The 16693-nt window shown below is 53.7% G+C and carries 12 protein-coding genes; 2 read left to right on the top strand and 10 right to left on the bottom strand.

The window, feature by feature from the left end; all coding sequences use genetic code 11:
- Nucleotides 1–25: 25 nt before the first annotated feature.
- Genes NST69_RS10615 through NST69_RS10605 form a run of 3 tightly spaced genes read right to left on the bottom strand, consistent with a single transcriptional unit; the run spans nucleotide 26 to nucleotide 3189 of the window.
- Entirely contained in the window at nucleotides 26–1375 is a 1350-nt protein-coding gene (locus NST69_RS10615; protein ID WP_342549218.1) for a sugar ABC transporter substrate-binding protein, read from the bottom strand.
- A 27-nt stretch (nucleotides 1376–1402) separates the two neighbouring features.
- Nucleotides 1403–2233, bottom strand: coding sequence for a carbohydrate ABC transporter permease (locus tag NST69_RS10610; protein ID WP_209875756.1), 831 nt, complete (start codon nucleotides 2231–2233; stop codon nucleotides 1403–1405).
- 11 nt (nucleotides 2234–2244) lie between these two features.
- Entirely contained in the window at nucleotides 2245–3189 is a 945-nt protein-coding gene (locus NST69_RS10605) for a sugar ABC transporter permease (protein ID WP_340953865.1), read from the bottom strand.
- A 190-nt stretch (nucleotides 3190–3379) separates the two neighbouring features.
- Between NST69_RS10605 and NST69_RS10600 the strand changes: the two genes are divergently transcribed.
- Nucleotides 3380–5179: a histidine kinase gene (locus NST69_RS10600; protein WP_342549217.1), complete on the top strand. Its 1800-nt coding sequence runs from the start codon at nucleotides 3380–3382 to the stop codon at nucleotides 5177–5179.
- On the top strand, nucleotides 5169–6776 hold the full coding sequence (locus tag NST69_RS10595; RefSeq protein ID WP_342549216.1) for a helix-turn-helix domain-containing protein: 1608 nt from the start codon (nucleotides 5169–5171) through the stop codon (nucleotides 6774–6776). Before NST69_RS10600 ends, NST69_RS10595 begins: the two co-directional genes overlap by 11 nt.
- A gap of 98 nt (nucleotides 6777–6874) precedes the next feature.
- Here NST69_RS10595 and NST69_RS10590 read toward each other — a convergent pair whose 3' ends face one another.
- The 7 genes from NST69_RS10590 to NST69_RS10560 all read right to left on the bottom strand — a co-directional run bounded on the left by NST69_RS10590 (nucleotide 6875) and on the right by NST69_RS10560 (nucleotide 16623).
- Complete coding sequence (locus tag NST69_RS10590; RefSeq protein WP_342549215.1) at nucleotides 6875–7993, bottom strand: GNAT family N-acetyltransferase; 1119 nt, start codon at nucleotides 7991–7993, stop codon at nucleotides 6875–6877.
- A gap of 79 nt (nucleotides 7994–8072) precedes the next feature.
- Nucleotides 8073–9380 carry an extracellular solute-binding protein gene (locus NST69_RS10585; protein WP_342549214.1) on the bottom strand — a complete coding sequence of 436 codons (1308 nt, stop codon included), beginning with the start codon at nucleotides 9378–9380 and terminating at the stop codon, nucleotides 8073–8075.
- Between the two features lie 100 nt (nucleotides 9381–9480).
- Nucleotides 9481–10311: a carbohydrate ABC transporter permease gene (locus NST69_RS10580; protein WP_036729981.1), complete on the bottom strand. Its 831-nt coding sequence runs from the start codon at nucleotides 10309–10311 to the stop codon at nucleotides 9481–9483.
- Between the two features lie 11 nt (nucleotides 10312–10322).
- The gene (locus NST69_RS10575) at nucleotides 10323–11234 is read right to left on the bottom strand and encodes a sugar ABC transporter permease (RefSeq protein WP_339313709.1); all 912 of its coding nucleotides are present in this window, start codon (nucleotides 11232–11234) and stop codon (nucleotides 10323–10325) included.
- 63 nt (nucleotides 11235–11297) lie between these two features.
- The gene (locus NST69_RS10570; protein WP_339255627.1) at nucleotides 11298–12608 is read right to left on the bottom strand and encodes a sugar ABC transporter substrate-binding protein; all 1311 of its coding nucleotides are present in this window, start codon (nucleotides 12606–12608) and stop codon (nucleotides 11298–11300) included.
- A gap of 605 nt (nucleotides 12609–13213) precedes the next feature.
- Nucleotides 13214–14800: a response regulator gene (locus NST69_RS10565; protein ID WP_342550142.1), complete on the bottom strand. Its 1587-nt coding sequence runs from the start codon at nucleotides 14798–14800 to the stop codon at nucleotides 13214–13216.
- 2 nt (nucleotides 14801–14802) lie between these two features.
- Nucleotides 14803–16623 (bottom strand): sensor histidine kinase, encoded by a 1821-nt coding sequence (locus tag NST69_RS10560; RefSeq protein WP_342549213.1) that lies wholly within the window; start codon nucleotides 16621–16623, stop codon nucleotides 14803–14805.
- Nucleotides 16624–16693 lie beyond the last annotated feature (70 nt).

Genomic DNA, 16693 nt, shown 5'->3' with positions numbered 1-16693 from the left:
CTATCTAATCTGTGATATCTGCTTCTTAGGATTTGGAATCAATAATCTTCTGAATCTTGGTTTGTGCATGCTGAATCGTATCATCGATACTTTGACCGGACAGCATCATTTTGTCGAACTCCTCCAGCAGCACCTTCTCCAGCTCAGCATGATAAGGTACTGCCGTAGCTGCAGTAGTAGATTTGGTATTCTCCAGAACATAGAGCAGGGAAGCTTTGTCGATCATTTCCGGGGTCTTGCTGCCTGCGATGATCCGGTCCACCACATCATTCAGATCAGCTTTTTTCCAGGACGGGATATTCTTGCCTTGCAGTACAATCCCTTCCGTAGAGAACCAGCGGATGAAGGTGTAGGCTTCGTCTTTATGCTTGGACTTGCTGTAGATGCTCAGGACATCCCCGCTCACATTCGATGACATCGGATCTTCCGCTTTCATCTTAGGCAGCGGAGCGAACACGGTCTTGAAGGTAGCTGGAATGGTATCCGTTCCGCCAGTCTCCGGGATCAGGAAGGTCCCCGTAACAAGCATACTGGTGTCCTGGTTGAAATATTGCGGTCTGTAGTTCAGCTTCTGGCTGACCACCTCGGAATACGGGGTTGCGGAGCCTTCTGATTCTCCCCGAAGCCGCAGCTCAAGCGACTTGCGCATGAACGGATTGTCGATATTGGCGGTCTTGCCGTCATCGGTGGTCAGATTGGCATTCACCGGCTGGCCGAAGTTCTGCGCCACATATCCATATTGAATCCAGCTGTGGAAGTAGGTGCCGTACCGGGTCTTATCGCCATTTTTTTTCGACATCGCCTTGGCGTAATCCATGTACTGATCCCAGGTCCAGTCCTTAGGCAGCTCAAGTCCTGCCTCCTTCAGATGATCCTCGTTAATAATCACCAGACCCTGGGAGGACTTGCCGGGCAGTCCATAGACCTTGCCGTCAATGCTGGTATCGGCTGTATATTCATCCTTGAAATTAATGCCGTCCTTCGCCAGATAATCATCCAGCGGCTGGATCATACCGAGCCCTGCACGCTGGGACAGGAAGGTCATATTACTGAACATGAGGATATCCAGATCATCGCCCCCGGCCACCGCCAGGTCGAGCTTTTTATAATACTCGTTGGAGTTGTTGTCCTCCGCAGAGGCAAATTCCACCTTAATGTTCGGATGCTGCTTCTCGAACTCGGCAATGACGATATCCCAGTTGTCCATTTTTTTGGCGTACCAGTTGCTCAGCTTAATGGTTACCGCTTGTTCTGCATCTGTTCCGGTACCCGTTGCCGCTGGCTCCTTCTCTGCATTGCCGGCGCCTCCGCAACCGGATACCAGCAGGGATAACAGCGGTACAGCGATGAATAGATTGCGTTTTACTTTTGACATGATTTGGCCCCCTGTAATGTAATTAGTCTAGCCTTTGACACTGCCCATCGCAACTCCCTCAATCACCTGCTTCTGGCCGATCATGAAAATAATTAACAATGGCAGAATGGCTGATACGGCACCTGCCATCATCAAGGAGTAGAACTCGCCGCTGAAATCAGCGAATTTCCGGATGCCCAGCTGCAGGGTAAACAATGAATCGGAACGAAGGAAGATCAGCGGATTCTGGTAATCATTCCAGGTCCAGATAAAGCGGAGAATCATATAGGTAGCAAGGGCTGGCTGCACCAGTGGCATGGCAATCCGCATGAAGATCGTCCAGTGGCCCGCTGCATCAATCCGCGCCGATTCAATAATTTCATCATGGATTCCCAGGAAGAACTGTCTCAGCAGGAAGGTTCCAAGCACCCCGGAGGCGGCAAGCAGCACCAGCCCGAAATGGCTGTCGAACAGTCCAAGCCAGCGGTACATAATGAACTGCGGAACCAGAATGGCCTGCGTCGGAATCATGAAGGTGGCCAGGACAACCAGGAAGAGAATATCCCGCCCTTTGAAAATGATTTTGGAGAAGCCGTAAGCCGCCATAGCGGAAATAATCAGCGACAGCGCTGTAGACATCAGGGTAACCTTCGTCGTGTTCCAGTAATAGAGTGTGAACGGCACGGCTCCCGCCCATACCTGCTTGTAGTTCTCCACCGCATTCCATTTCGAGGGAATCCATTCTATCGGATATTTCATGACATCCAGCTCGGGCTTGAAGGAGGCGGAGAGCATCCATAAGAACGGCATGATGAACAGGATGCCCGCAACCCCCATGAAAACGGTAACAATAACACGGTTAAGCTTGATCGATCGCATGTGTATACCTCCTAGTAGTTGACCCATTTCTTTTGTCCGACCCATTGAAACAAGGTCACCAGCAGGATGAGGATCAGCAGAATAATGCCCATCGCCGAAGCATAGCCCGACTCCAGATTTACGAACGCCACCTCATACAGGTAGTAGACAATAACTGAGGTTGAGCCTGCCGGGCCGCCGCCGGTTAACACCATAATCAGATCGAAGACCTTGAAGGACCCGACAACTCCTGTGATAAGCAGGAAGAAGGACGTAGGCGACAGCATCGGCAGTGTAATTCTGAAGAATTGTCTGAGCGGTGAGGCCCCGTCCACATCGGCGGCTTCATACAGATCCCGTGAGATATTCTGAAGGCCCGCCAGATAGATGACCATATTGAAGCCCAGTGAAGTCCACACCATAATAATCATGACCGAGATCAGGGCAAACTTGGGATCAGCCAGCCACATGGGCGGATGCTCGAACCCTATAGATCTGAGGAAGCCGTTGATCGGACCGTTGTTCGGGTGATAGAGTACTCTCCAGAGCAGGGCGATGGCCACGAAGCTCGAGATGAAGGGCATGAAGTAGATCACTTTGAAAAAGGTTTTGAAATAGGTTGCCTTGTTGATCAGCACCGCCAGCACCAGCGCCAGGAACATCGCGACCGGAACGACGGCAATCATGATCAGGTTGTTGTAGAGCGAGCGGTGAAAGGACTCGTCCTGCACCAGCCGGGTGTAGTTATCCAGACCGACAAACCCGAACCCGTCCAGACCGGATACAAAGTTCCAGTTCGAGAAGCTGATGACACCGGATAGTAGAATCGGAATAATTACCAGCGTTACGGTCAGAATGAGCATGGGAGCAATGAATAAATACCCTGCAATATTGTCATAAAAGGATTGCTTGCGCATCTTGCTTATCCCGGGGCTGCCGGACCGTTTTGCCGTCCCCTCTTCAGTAATAACCTCCACTTTATCCACCTCTTTTTATGTTTGTAGCTTTATTATAGAAGGGCAAATTTCATAGCACATGCAACGAATTTATCTGTGGCGAAAACTTTGTATAGCATTATTTTTTCTAAATCGAAAAAATTATTGGATGAGCCGAACCGCAGAATCAAGTACCATAAGTCTGTGAAGGTATACTACTGGAGGGATATTAATGAAAGAAAAGCACAGGCTCAGTCAGCTCTCCTTCCGGCAAAAGCTAATCCTTACCTCCATTGCCTGCCTCGTAATTCCGGCACTGGGGATGCTCTATATTACCAATGTCTATTCCAAGCTGATTATCCGGGAGCATTCCCTGGAGAAGTCCACGCAGTCCCTGAGGATTGTCCAGTCGCAAATTGATGTAATCTTCGAAGAGATGGTCTCGGTGTCGAACTTCGTCCATTTCGATCCGGAGATCAAGACCCTGCTGGAGGATGCCAAGACCAATCCCGTAGCTGCGCGGAACCTGACCAGCCGCCTGGAGCAGGTGGCCGGAGATACCATCGATCTGAGGATCACTCTGCTGGATAAGGATGGACATGCCTATTCCGATTATTCCTTCTATGATTATGATCCCCGGCAATTTCTGAAGCGGCGCTGGTTCTCCACTCTGGAGCAGCTCCCGCCGTATGACACCTTATTTATGGGAGCAGAAGACAATTACCTGACCTCCCTGCAGGCTGAGCAGCCGTATATCTTCATGACAGCGCGTGCCTTAAGAGAAGAAACGACTGCCGCTCCCTACGCCTACCTGATTGTCAGCCGCAGTGAGGCTTCGATCCGTGAGCGGTTTGCTTCACTGGAAGAGGATGTGTATCTGCTGGATGAAGAGGAGAACATTCTGTCGAACCGGAACCAGGAGCTGATAGGCACAAGCTTTGATCAACTGCTGCCTGTAGATGAGCTGGTCTTCCCTGACATCGTCAAGTTCAAGGGGCAGAATCAGCTCCTCCTTGAACTGCCGCTGAAGTTTGCCAGATGGAGACTCATCAGTGTTGCTCCCTATGAGCAGCTGACGGAAAGGTTGAACGGGATTAACCGGACCGGCCTGATTATTCAGACGATATTTGCTGTCAGCTTCTTGTTCGCGCTGACGGTTCTGCTGCGGAGATTCACCAAGCCCGTGCTTGTCCTGGGCAAGGCGGCCCGCCGGGTGGAGGACGGGGATCTCATGGTGCGCTCGGGCATCCGGGGAGCCGATGAGATCGGCAGCCTGGGACACTCCTTCGATAACATGCTGGACCGGGTACAGCTGATGCTCAGGCAGGTGGAGACGGAGCAGGAATTGAAGCGCCAGGCAGAGATTGCGATGCTGCAGGCCCAGATTAACCCTCATTTTCTATTCAATGTACTTAGTTCGATCCGGCTGAAGCTGCTGATGAAGCAGGATGAGGAGAATGCTGCGATCGTCGGCTCCCTCTCCGCTATGCTGCGGGCCAGCTTCTCCAGCCGGGAGGAATTCGTCTCCATTGCCAGTGAGCTTGATTTCACGAAGCAGTATATGGAGTTAATGCGGTTCACGATGAGATATCCTACGGAATATGCAGTGCATGTGGACAAAGAGCTGTTGCTGGAGACGGTGCCGCGGTTCATCCTGCAGCCCATTATTGAGAATGCTTACAAGCACGGGTTCTTGCAGAGCGGAGGGCGGGTCGTCATCACCATCGGACTCGTTCAGTCCAGGCTGACCATTACCATCGAGGATAACGGCACGGGAATGGAGGAGCATACACTCGCAGCCCTGCTTCAGCACATCAGGCAGAAGGATGCGGAGTTAGGTGCCCTGAGTGCTGACGGGACGCCAGTGGCAGAGTCCGCTCGCGGCATCGGATTAATCAACGTCTACCAGCGGCTCAAGCTAATCTACGGGGAGCGCTTCGAGATGAACATTGAGAGCATTCACGGGCTACGCACCACCGTACAGTTAATCATGCCCGTGAAGCGGATAGGAGCAGATAATCATGACCTATAAAGTAGTACTGGCAGACGATCATTATCCGGTGTTGGAGTATTTAAGCACTTCGATTCCCTGGGACACCCTCGGCCTTGAACTATCGGCTTGCTGCTCGGACGGCAGACAGGCCTGGGAAGCCTGCCAGCTGCATCAGCCGGATATTCTGCTTACGGATATCGGCATGCCGGCGATGAATGGACTGGAGCTAATCCAGAAGGCGCGGGAGGTGAACCCTCAGCTGCAGACGATTATCCTGTCCTGCCACGGGGAATTCGAATATGCCCAGAAGGCTGTGAAACTGAATGTGGCCGAATATATATTGAAGGAGAGTCTGCAGATCGATCAGGTAATTGCCGTATTGACGGAGGCGGTGGCCCGGCTGGAGGTGAAATTGAAATCCCGTAACCACTATCTCCAGATGGAGAAGCTGGTCAGTCAGAACCATGCCGCCATCCGGACCCGGTTCATCCGCATGTTCGTGGAGCAACCGGTCTGGGATGAAGCCGAGTGGTTCGGACATGCCGAAGCGATGGGCATCCACCTGCACACAGGCACCCCGTATCTGCCTGTACTGGCAGTCCCGGAGCGCTCCTATGAGCTGGAGAGGCGGTTCGGCGGAGTGGTGAACCTGCAGTTCGTGATGGATAATGTGCTGCAGGAATTCCTGGAGATAGACGGCATTATCCAGTTCGCGCTGACGGAACGGCAGTTCATCCTGTTCATTCCTTTGCCGCATATCCTCGTCCGCAATCTTTACGAGGAATTCCGTGATAACTTCCGGCATGTCCAGAGAATGGCGAAGCTGCATTTGCGGATGGGGATTTCCTTCTTTTACGGGGAGGCTACTACAAGTCTGATCGACATCAAGAAGCAGATTCAGGCGCTGCTGGATTCCCATGCCCTGCGCTTCTATGCCGCCGAGGGAGCGATTATGAAGCTTGCGCCTGTCCAGACCAGCGGCGAGGACCTGTTCGTGCATTATTCGGAGATTCTCCAGCAGCTAAGGGACTGCATTCAGCAGGAGGACAGCTCACAGCTTGCAGCCAAGGTCAGGGAGATCAAGCAGTACATCGGGGACCAGAAATATCCGGTGGAGAGTGTGAAGAGCTGGCTGCTCAAGATGGTGATGGAGCTGGAATTGAAATATGTCGTCATGCAGAACTTCGTCAGCAACTTCAACAGTGAGCGGCTCCAGCGCTCGATCCAGGAATTCGAAACGCTGGAGCAGCTCATGGAATGGCTGGAGGAATTCCTGAAGGATAAAATACTCATGCTAAGCTCCATGTGGAAGCAGAATGTCCGCAAAGAAATAGCCGAAGCCAAACGTTATGTAATGACTCATATCAGCGAGAAGGCTGGTATGGAGGAGATGGCGAAGCGTCTGGGCCTGAACCCCACCCATTTCAGCCGGTTATTCCGTCTGGAGACCGGGCTGACCTTCATTGAGTATGTAACCAGGGTGAAAATGGAGCACGCCCGTGACCTCCTCAATCAGACGAACCTGACAATTGTGGAAATCGCAGAGCAGCTGGGTTATGACAATGTCAGCTACTTCATCAAGCTGTTCCGTAACTTCTCCGGCATGACTCCGGCGGAATTCCGGAAGTCCTTCTAGACTGGTGTATAACAACAAGCCGGAGGCAGACGCATAAGCGCCCGTCTCCGGCTTGTCCGTTGCCCGCGTCGGGTAGGGATTATCGCGCAACGGATGGCTCAGTATTTATCAATCTTGTACCAGAACAGAGGCAGCGGGAACCAGCCTGCGGGTGCATCCACTGCCATATATCGGCCATGCTGGGTAAGCAGAAGCGTCTGAGCCTGCTGCTTGCTGAGGACAACTGCATCCGGCATGGCAGACCGCTCGACGCTCACGCCCTCTTCGTCCACCCGCGCCGTCACCGGCTGTCCGTCCATTACTGCGGAGAATTCTCCCGGGATAATGCCTGTGGTCTTGAACTTCAGCGTAAGGTAAGCCTTCAGGATGTTGGCGAAATCCAGAATATGATACATATCCGAATTCTCGATTACGAAGTCTTCGGCAATGCTGCCAAGCGCTGTGTTCAGCGGCAGGTCATATTCCGGCGCATGCAACGTTATTCGCCCGGCTCTGCTGTAGGCCATGTAAGCCTTAATCGTACGCTGGATATCATCCGCTTTCTCCAGCGCGAATTCAGCTATATCATCGCCCGCTTCGTTGACAACCACATACCCGATCAGCTTGCCCTGATCCAGAACGCCAAGTGCCTTTTGACAGAGTGTACCGAAAATCAGCGGCAGTTGCTCTAAGCTGCGTTCAACATAAGCAAGCCGCGAGGTGTTCAGGTTATGCGCAAATTCTGCTCCTCCTTCAACCTCAAACAGCGGACGGAAGGTTATTCCGGTGTCATTCACCCCTCTTAAGCTGTGGCGCACATTGGCCTCTGCCACGGTATATTTAAACTTGACACCGCCAAGCGTGAAGCCGAAATACTCATATCTCTGCCGCTGTCCATATAATACAACCATATCACAGGTACCCCGCAGCTCTTCAAGCCACAGGTTCATAAGCGCTTTCATATGCCCTTCGCCTCGCGCACGCGGATGAACAGATACCGTACCCAGATAGCCGGTGCGCAGCGTATGATCACATACCGTCAGTGACTCTGGAAAAACAGCCACCAGCGCACGCAGCCTGCCCTGCTCGTCCACCGCAACCTTATGCATGGCGGAAGAATCTACACTTTTGTCATAAGCCTTGGGCATCAGGACCTCAAAATCAAAGCGGAAGGCAAGGTTGGCCAAATCTATGTATTCCTCGCGTTCGTGCGGAGCTGCCGTTCTGTATTTAACCATTGTGTCCTACCCTTTCAGTCTATATATTCAACTGCCTCCCTGACTATATTCTAGAGGCATCTCCTATCTCCTGCTCAGGTCACTCAGATTTCCGCCGCTTGGCCGCAGCCTCATCAATCGCCTGCTGGATATTGGCCAGTGCGGTCTCCAAGGGCTGTCCGGCAAGATACTGGTTGACGCCCTCCAGAATCTTCACCTGGAGCGACTCGGTCGATACCGTATGCGGCCAATAGAGCGTGGCGTCCTCGCGCGTTACCGCAGCGGCAATGGACGAGACCGAATCGCTCCGGTCCGTCGGGGCCGAGATGACCGAAGGCACTGCCAAAGCGCCTGCGGCCAGCTTCTCCTGCGTAGCCCTGCCGTTCATGAACGCCACGAACTGCTTGGCCTCCTCGGGATGCTCCGTCCGCGAGCTGATCACCCGGTACGTGCCGACATTGATATTCGGCACCGTCCGCACACTGCCCGGCACCATCATGAAGCGGATATCCTGTGCCGGATTCCGCTCCTTGATGCTGGGGATGTCCCAGGTTCCGGTAATAATCATGGCCGCCTGGCCTGTGCCGACCAGATCCTTGGCCTGCTCATGCTTCAGGCTCTTCCAGTTCGGCGGCACGAACCCCCGGTCGATAATCTCCCGGTGCTTCTGGATGGCATCCACGAACACCGGATCATGGGTCCGGATCTCCCCGCTCTCCAGCTTCTTCGTCCAGGCGGCATCCGCCCCGTTATCCGACATGATAGACCCCCAGAAGAACTGGGCTGTGGACCACTCCGCATCCATTGCCACCGGAATAAGCCCTTCCTGCTTCAGCTTCACGCAGAGCGCAAGGAACTCGTCCCAGGTGCGCGGAACCTCCAGCCCGAGAGAGTCGAACAAGGTTTTGTTGTAGAGCAGCCCGTCACTGTGCATGACCTCCGGCGCTCCGTATACCCGGCCGCCCACCGTAACCGGCAGCAGGGAGTTCGGGTAGAATTCCTTGAGGAAATCGGCTCCGGTCAGGTCCAGGTACATATCGCTCCGCAGAGCACGGAATTCCTCGAACAGGCTGGGCGACCACGTATCGAATACATCCATCGGCTCACCGCCAAGCAGCCTGATCTTAATCCCCGCCGTATAATTATTGTTCTGGATGAAATCTGCATCGATCCGGATATGGGGATACAGCTTCTCGAATTCGGCAATCGCATCAAAATACACTTTGCCTGCTTGCGCCGTATCCAGCAGATAGCTGGAGTAGCGGAGGATGACGGGTTCGCGGGTGTCTGCCGCTCCGCCTCCGCCGGACAGCAGGGAAGCGTCTGTACTGCTCCGGTTATCACAGCCGCCAATCATGAACAGCAGCAGAACAATGCTGCCCCCGATACCGGGTCTCCACTTCTTCATGACGCTTCCCCTTCCTTAATCTATTCTCCGTTCGGTTCTGTAACGTTCTTGCCCTATCGTTATATTCTGACCGATTCAATAGATTGCAGTCAACGAACAATCATAGCTTGCCCCCCGAAGTTGCAATTCCTTCGATAAATTGCCGCTGGAACAGGATGTAGATGAGCAGCATCGGCCAAATGGCCAGCACGGAAGCCGCCATCAGCTCCGGGTAGTCCACGGCGAAGGCGCTTTGAATCTTAGCCAGGGCCGAGGAGAGGGTCGCCGCGTCCGAGCTTGTGTTGACGATCATCGGCCACATCAGGTCCTTGAAGGAGAAGAGAGCCGTGAATATCCCGAGGGCCACCAGACCGGAGCGGACCAGCGGGAGCATGATTCTGGCAAAGGTCTGGCCGATATTGCAGCCGTCGATCTTCGCCGCTTCCTCCAGCTCCTTAGGCAGGCCCATGAAGAATTGTCTCAATAAGAAGGTGCCGAAGGCACTGACCAGCCCTGGAAACAGCAAGGCAAAGATCGTATTGCGCATCCCCAGCGCATCGACCATCAGATATTGCGGGATGATGAAGATCTGGGTCGGCACCATCATCTGGAACAGCACCAGACTGAAGCAGAAGTCACGCCCCGGAAATCTTAGTCTGGCAAAAGCATACGCCGCCATCGCGCTGAACATCACCGCGCACAGCACCCTTAGAGCCATCATCGCAAACGTATTCCAGTACAGGATCAGGAAGTTATTCTGCCGCCATACCTCCAGATAATTCTCCGCCCTCCAGGTCTTGGGGAAAAAGATAAACGGATTCATCGAGGTGGACTCCGTAACCGACTTGAACGAGGTCAGCACCATCCAGACGAACGGAAGAATCATCGCGGCTGCTCCCAGGAGCAGCACAAGGTGGGCTAAGATACGGTTAAGTTGTTTATGTTTGGCCATAGTGCCGCCTCCTACATGTAGTTGACCCATTTTTTTTGCGCTCGCATCTGGAAGAAGGTGATGATCATGATCAGCGCGAGCAACACCATTACAATCGCTGAGCCATAACCCTTGTTCGAGTACTTGAACGAGTTATTATAGAAGAGATACACAAGCGATACTGTATGGTCATAGGCCGGGTTACTCACATCGATCATCATATAGATGACATCGAACACTTGCATGGCCTGGATAATCGTGGTCACCACAACAAAGAACAGGGTTGGCGTTACAAGCGGCAGGGTAATCACGAAAAATTGGCGTACCCGGCTGGCTCCGTCGATATCCGAAGCCTCGTAGTAGTCCTTCGGGATCTCCTGCAGACCGGCGAGCAGCAGCACCATATTATAGCCGATGACACTCCAGATTCCGATCACCGCGATGGATAAGATCGCTACCCTCGGGTCCGTCGTCCAGTTGACGGCCGGAAGGCCCAGCTTGGACAGCCCGTAATTAATGAGCCCGTAGTGCTGGTTATACATCCAGCGCCATACCATGGTCACTGCCGCAGGAGCGGCGACCATCGGAATGAAATAGATCGTGCGGTACAGCGAGCGGCCCGCGAGCTTACCGTTCAGCAGGACGGCCACCAGCATGGCGATGGCAATGCTGACAGGAACGACCAGCAAGGTGTAGAGCAGTGTATTGCCGACAGCATGCCATACCTGGGGATCTTGAATCAGCTTGCGGTAATTGTCCCACCCGATGTAGATGTTGCCTTTGCCGAAGTCTCCGCTCTTGAAGAAGCTAAGGTAAGCGGTCTGCACTATTGGAATGAAGTTGAGGACGATAAGGCCGATCATCGTTGGCGCAATCAGGAACCAGCCCCAGGACCATTCATTCCAGGTTTTGGCTCCAATTTTCCTCTTGACGGTATGATTCATCTGCTTCCCTCTCCTATCAAACTTGCGGCAGCCCTGAGGCTGCCGCAGGCATATGACTCTTGCTTATTTCTCTTCCGCCAGACTCTCATTCATCACCTTCGCTGCATTACGGGCTGCTTCCTCTACGGACACCTTGCCGGAGAACGCCGGCTTCAGCGCTTCATAAGCCTTGTCTTCCCAGACAGCCGTTGTATTGGAATACGGACGGATTACGCCATAGCTGACCATGTCAACGAATGCCTTGATGTTGAAGGTCTTGTTCGAATCCACCCACTTGTCAGCTGCACCTTTGTACGCCGAGATGGCAACGCCCAGCTCCGCCTGGCGCTCCTGGCCGGTCTTGGAGCTTAAGTATTCCACGAACTTCCACGCTTCCTCCGGATGCTTCGTCTTGGCGTCAATCGCATTGCCCAGACCATTGTAGATGGAGGCCTGCGCAGCCTTCTTGGGCAGGACGGCCACATCGAAATTCTTCGCCATGAATTCGTTCTCTGTGAACCCGCTCAGGTTCCATGAACCGAACAGGCCCATCGCCGCCTTGCCGTTCTTCAGCAGATCGGCACGCTCGGCATCTCCGTACACCTCAGGGGACAGTCCGTCACGTACGAAGCTTATATAGAAATCCAGGGCTTCGATCGTCTTCGGATCGTCATAGCCTGACTTCTTGTCCGCTGTAATAATGGTGCCGCCATTCTGATAGACGAAGTTGTAATACCCCTCCTGGTTATGCATCGGCGCGAGGAAGCCGTATACCCCATCCTTCGTGAGCGCTTTCGCGGCGCTGTGAAGATCATCCCAGGTCCAGTTCTCATCCGGGTATTTCACACCCGCCTGGTCAAACAGTGTCTTGTTGTACCACAGCCCGATGGTGTCGAAATCCTTCGGAACCGCATATTGCTTGCCCCCCAGATTATAGATCTGGTTCAGTCCTTCCGGGTAATTCTCCAGCTTGACGTCCTCGCTCTTACTGATGCGGTCTGTCAGGTCAAGCAGCATGCCGTTATTCGCATAGCGGTAGATCTCATTGGAATGCATCCAGAAGACATCCGGCAGCGAGCCGCCGGTGGCTCCCGCTTCCAGCATCGTCCAATAATCGGACCAGCCGGTCACCTCGATATCGACCTTGATGTCCGGGTTCTTGCTCTCGAATTCATCGGCAATGGTCCGCAGACCCTTCTCCTGATTGGAATCCCAGATCGCGTAGGTCAGCTGGACCTTCTCTCCGCTTGCCGCCTGGGTGGCCGCTGCGGCATCCGTTGCCTCTGCCGGTGGTGAAGCCGATGTATTGCTGTTGCCGTTGCCACTGCCGCAAGCGGTCAAGGTGGCCGCTGCAAGCAGGATGGACAATACGGTTGCTAAGCTTTTTTTCTTCACTAGAATTACCCCCAACTTCCATTTAGGATGTGCTGCATCTGCTGCACTTCCAATAGTAGGTGAAGGGGGCAGGTATCGAAATGGCTGTTTTTTACGGAACATTTCCTTTTTTTGACCAATCCCCGGAAGATGCAAAAAGCGCACCCGCAGCGGATGCACTTCTTTTACAGACTCTGTTCTTTTTTTGACAATTGCCGTTCTAGTACAGCGTCAGATTTATACTGGTGGATGGGCCACTATCCTGCCTGAATGACTAGAGGAGTGGAGCGCCCCTTCAGGTGCCATTCCCAGATGAAGACGGGAGTTGTCCATTAAAGGCGTAATAGCTCGGCGTAACGGACTGAGGCGCGCTTATTCTGGTTTAACATTACCACTTGGGCAAGTAGTAACGGACCTCATGGAGCTTATTCTTGAAATCTCTACTCCTAAACCTCTCGTAGAGAGACGATAAGGGATCCTCAGTCCGTTAATCCGCAAAAGGTGGCGTTTTGCTGGGAATAGTGGTCTCTCAGGTCCGTTAGGAGCAAACTCATCCGGCCAGTGCAGTTCCGTTTTTCGGAACCTGCGGGATTTACCCTATTTACTGAATTAAATCTAATACTTTTCTAGCCCCGGTATTCCTCGGGACTCATCCCGCTCAGCTTCTTGAACAGCTTGCTGAAGTACGCGGTGTTCGGATAACCCACACGCTCAGCAACCTCATAGACCTTGATGTTCCTGTCCCTGAGCAGGCTCTTGGCCTTCTCCATGCGCAGCCGGGTCAGGAAGCTGACGAAGTTCTCGCCGGTCTCCTGCTTGAATACCCTGCTGAGATAGGAGGCGTTCACGTTGATCCGGTCCGCTACAGATTGCAGGGAGATATCCTCCGCATACAGCTGCATGATGAGTTCACTCGCTTGCTCTGCATAGCTCCGGGAGGATTCGCCTTCCGACATCTGCGCCCTGCACTGCTCCAGATAACCGGCGACGGTCTGGTGCAGCCCCTCCAGACTCTCTTCATGGAGAATGCTCTCGTACACCGTAAGCCCGGCTTCATTCGGCTCGGGAAGCGCCGGGAAGCAGGACAGAATCGCACCAAGCATCCGTATGTAGGTCGAACGCGCCGCCTGCTTCGTGCAGCCCTCCAGCAGCATAGTATCCTTCAGGCTGTTCAGGAAGGCAAGCGCCCCTTCGCTTCCGCTCTCGGTATCCTGCCTGAACTTCCGCATGCAAGGCTTGTCGATGAACAGCCGCTCCCCCCTTCTCTGACGGCTCCTGGCCTTATCATAGAAGGACAGGCCGCTCCCGCTGGCGAAGAACAGCTCGTCAAGCGCCATGTCTGCCTCCTGATAGGCCTGCTTCAGGCCGCCAAAGCCGGGAGCCGGACCGCTGACGCCGATGGACAGCGTCAGCTTCAGGAAATCCTTCATAGCCGCCTGAATCTTGGCGGCGGCGCGTTCAATCTCCGCGCGGACAATCCTCCCCTCCGGCCCGAGATCCAGCAGCAGCACATATTCCGCAGAGTTCATCACAATGATCTCCTTCGCCCGCTTGCGCGGAAGAATCTCTTCAAGAATATTGGTGACTGAATAACGCAGCAGCTTCTCATCCTGCTCCACATACTTGCGTCTATGCTGTTCAAAATGGTTAATCCGCAGCTTCAGGAGCACCATCGGCTCATCCGCCAAGCGGATGCGCAGAGATTCGCGGTTAACCCGCACATCCCCGGCGGCCTTGAAGCCGCTGATCAGCTCCTTAAAGAGCGTCTCCTTCAAATACCCGATGCTCTCCTTGTAGGAGCCGGGCGGCATTCCAGAGGAGCTGCCTGCGGAGATGCGGACCGCCCGCTTCTTAACCGTCTCCAGCACATGCACCAGCTCGTGCGGCTTCATATCGCTCTTGATCAGATAGTCCGCCGCCCCGAGCCTGAGCGCCTCCTGGGCATACTGGAATTCCTCCAGACAGCTAAGGATGACGAATTGCCCGCCGATGTCCAGCCGCCGGGCCTCCCGGATCAGCTCCAGACCGTCCATCACCGGCATTTTGATATCCGTAATAATCAGATCCGGCCGGTGCGTCCCGGCCAGTTCCAGCGCTTCGCGCCCGTTTGCGGCCTCCCCCAGAATCGTAAATCCCTCATCTTCCCATTGAATAATCGATTTCAGGCCGATACGCATTAGCAGCTCGTCATCCACGATAAGCACACCCAGCATACTCAATAGACCCCCTTCCTGTCCCGAATGGGAATTGTGATTACGAATACCACACCTTGCCCCGGACTGCTCTCGAACGATACCCCGTACGGCTCGCCGTATAACCGGCGTACCCGCTGATGCACATTGATAACGCCGATGCCGCCGCTGTCCTCTGCACCGCCCAGCCTGCTGCGCAGCTTCGCTGCCGCCTCAGCGCTCATGCCCGCACCGTTGTCTCTGACCGTAATGGTGAGTTCAGCATTCCCGGCCCGCCTGACCTCGATAGACAGCAGCCCGTCCTCCTGGTCGGCAATTCCGTGGAAGATCGCATTCTCGACCAGCGGTTGGATGCTCAGCTTCGGAATCTCCTGCTCCGCAAGCGTCTCCTCCACTTCCGAATGGAACTCGATCCGGTTGAAATATCGCACCTTCTGAATGATTATATAATGGCCGATGTGCTCCAGCTCCTCACGGATCGGCACCAGCCGGTTGTCCGTCTTGGCAGTATAACGGAGCATGGAGATCAGCGCCCCGGTCATCTCAACAATCTTCTCCGACTGCTGCATGGTGGCGATCCATTTGACTGAATTCAGCGTATTGTACAGGAAATGCGGACTGATTTGGGCCTGCAACGCGCGAATTTCAGCCTCGACCTTCTGCTCCTGCTCCACGTAGATCCGCTCCACCAGCTGCTTGAGTTCAGCGGACATCTGCTCGAACCGGCTGGCCATGACACCGATCTCATCATTCGAGCGGACCGCCGGGAGATTATCGAATTTCCCTTGCTCCACCAGCGTCATATTGCGGATCAGCTGCTTGATCGGCCGGGTGATCAGATTCGACATGTACACCGAGCTGGCCAGGGCGAACAGGATAAGCACGACAGCAATCGTCCACAGATTCCGCTTCAGGATATCGCCTTCCACCGCGAGCTCTTCCACGGGCATATACATATAAGTCTTCCAGTTATGTTCCTCAAATGGCGACTGGATCAGAATATAATCCTTGCCGGATACACGGACAATCTGCCTGCCTGAACCTGCGGCAAGTTCTTCCTCACGGACCGGGAAAAGTGTCCTGAACGGCTTGCCGATCAGGTTATAATTGTTGTTGAATATAATTATGCCGCTGTCATCGGTAACAGTGAAGGCCGAACGGTTGCCCGCCTCCATCCGCTTGTTCAACCGGTTGATGAAATCTATGTCTACACTTACCGCCATTACGCCGATCAGCTTGCCGTTCTCCATATCGAAGATTTTGCGCAGATTATAGATCGTCCAATTGCTGTCCGCCTTGGTCTGCAGGTCCAGCCGGGTCGGCAAATCGCGCGTAATATCGTCAGAACGCAGGAATTCGGTGAACCAGTCCTCCTTGCGGGGGTTGTAGGTATAATCGACAGGTTTGTTCGGGGCCACATAAAGGTCGCTGCCATTCACCAGATTGTAGACATAGATAGAGATGGCGCGGTCCTTCATAGTGATGTAATTCATCAGCAATTGCGTGGCCTGCAGTTCGTTCGTCACGGAGCTGTCGTGCAGATAGTTCTGTACCGGGTAGTTCTCCTGCGAGACCGCTGAGATGTAGCTGTTAATCCCGTAGCTGGCGATGAGCGAAATCTGCTTCGTGTCCTCCAGGAATTCCTCGATGCGGATATTCGACTGTCTCGTCACATCGGCCAGCAGATCTGTATATTTACGTTCAAGCATCTGCTGGGAGGAGATATAGGAGTTAGCGAACAGAATCACAACCGGAATCAGAATGGCCAGCAGGAAAAAGAACAGCATCTTGTTCTTCACGCTCACAAAACGGCGGCTGGGCTTCAAGGTGAAGGGAGCTTTCAAGTCATAACCTCCGGCGGCAGAGTTGGTGGAATACCTTTGTAGAATACCTATAATGATAGACTCCCGGCTG

The sequence above is a fragment of the Paenibacillus sp. FSL P2-0089 genome, assembly GCF_038595095.1.
Lineage (GTDB): Bacteria > Bacillota > Bacilli > Paenibacillales > Paenibacillaceae > Paenibacillus_AQ > Paenibacillus_AQ silagei.
Note: the sequence above shows the minus strand (reverse complement) of the source record. Positions and strands in the feature narration are given on the sequence as shown.

What these genes read in the sequence shown, in the direction of transcription:
- NST69_RS10615 (WP_342549218.1), bottom strand. Translation starts at nt 1,375, where the DNA reads ATGTCAAAAGTAAAACGCAATCTATTCATCGCTGTACCGCTGTTATCC.
- NST69_RS10610 (WP_209875756.1), bottom strand. Translation starts at nt 2,233, where the DNA reads ATGCGATCGATCAAGCTTAACCGTGTTATTGTTACCGTTTTCATGGGG.
- NST69_RS10600 (WP_342549217.1), top strand. Translation starts at nt 3,380, where the DNA reads ATGAAAGAAAAGCACAGGCTCAGTCAGCTCTCCTTCCGGCAAAAGCTA.
- NST69_RS10595 (WP_342549216.1), top strand. Translation starts at nt 5,169, where the DNA reads ATGACCTATAAAGTAGTACTGGCAGACGATCATTATCCGGTGTTGGAG.
- NST69_RS10590 (WP_342549215.1), bottom strand. Translation starts at nt 7,993, where the DNA reads ATGGTTAAATACAGAACGGCAGCTCCGCACGAACGCGAGGAATACATA.
- NST69_RS10585 (WP_342549214.1), bottom strand. Translation starts at nt 9,380, where the DNA reads ATGAAGAAGTGGAGACCCGGTATCGGGGGCAGCATTGTTCTGCTGCTG.
- NST69_RS10580 (WP_036729981.1), bottom strand. Translation starts at nt 10,311, where the DNA reads ATGGCCAAACATAAACAACTTAACCGTATCTTAGCCCACCTTGTGCTG.
- NST69_RS10575 (WP_339313709.1), bottom strand. Translation starts at nt 11,234, where the DNA reads ATGAATCATACCGTCAAGAGGAAAATTGGAGCCAAAACCTGGAATGAA.
- NST69_RS10565 (WP_342550142.1), bottom strand. Translation starts at nt 14,800, where the DNA reads ATGCTGGGTGTGCTTATCGTGGATGACGAGCTGCTAATGCGTATCGGC.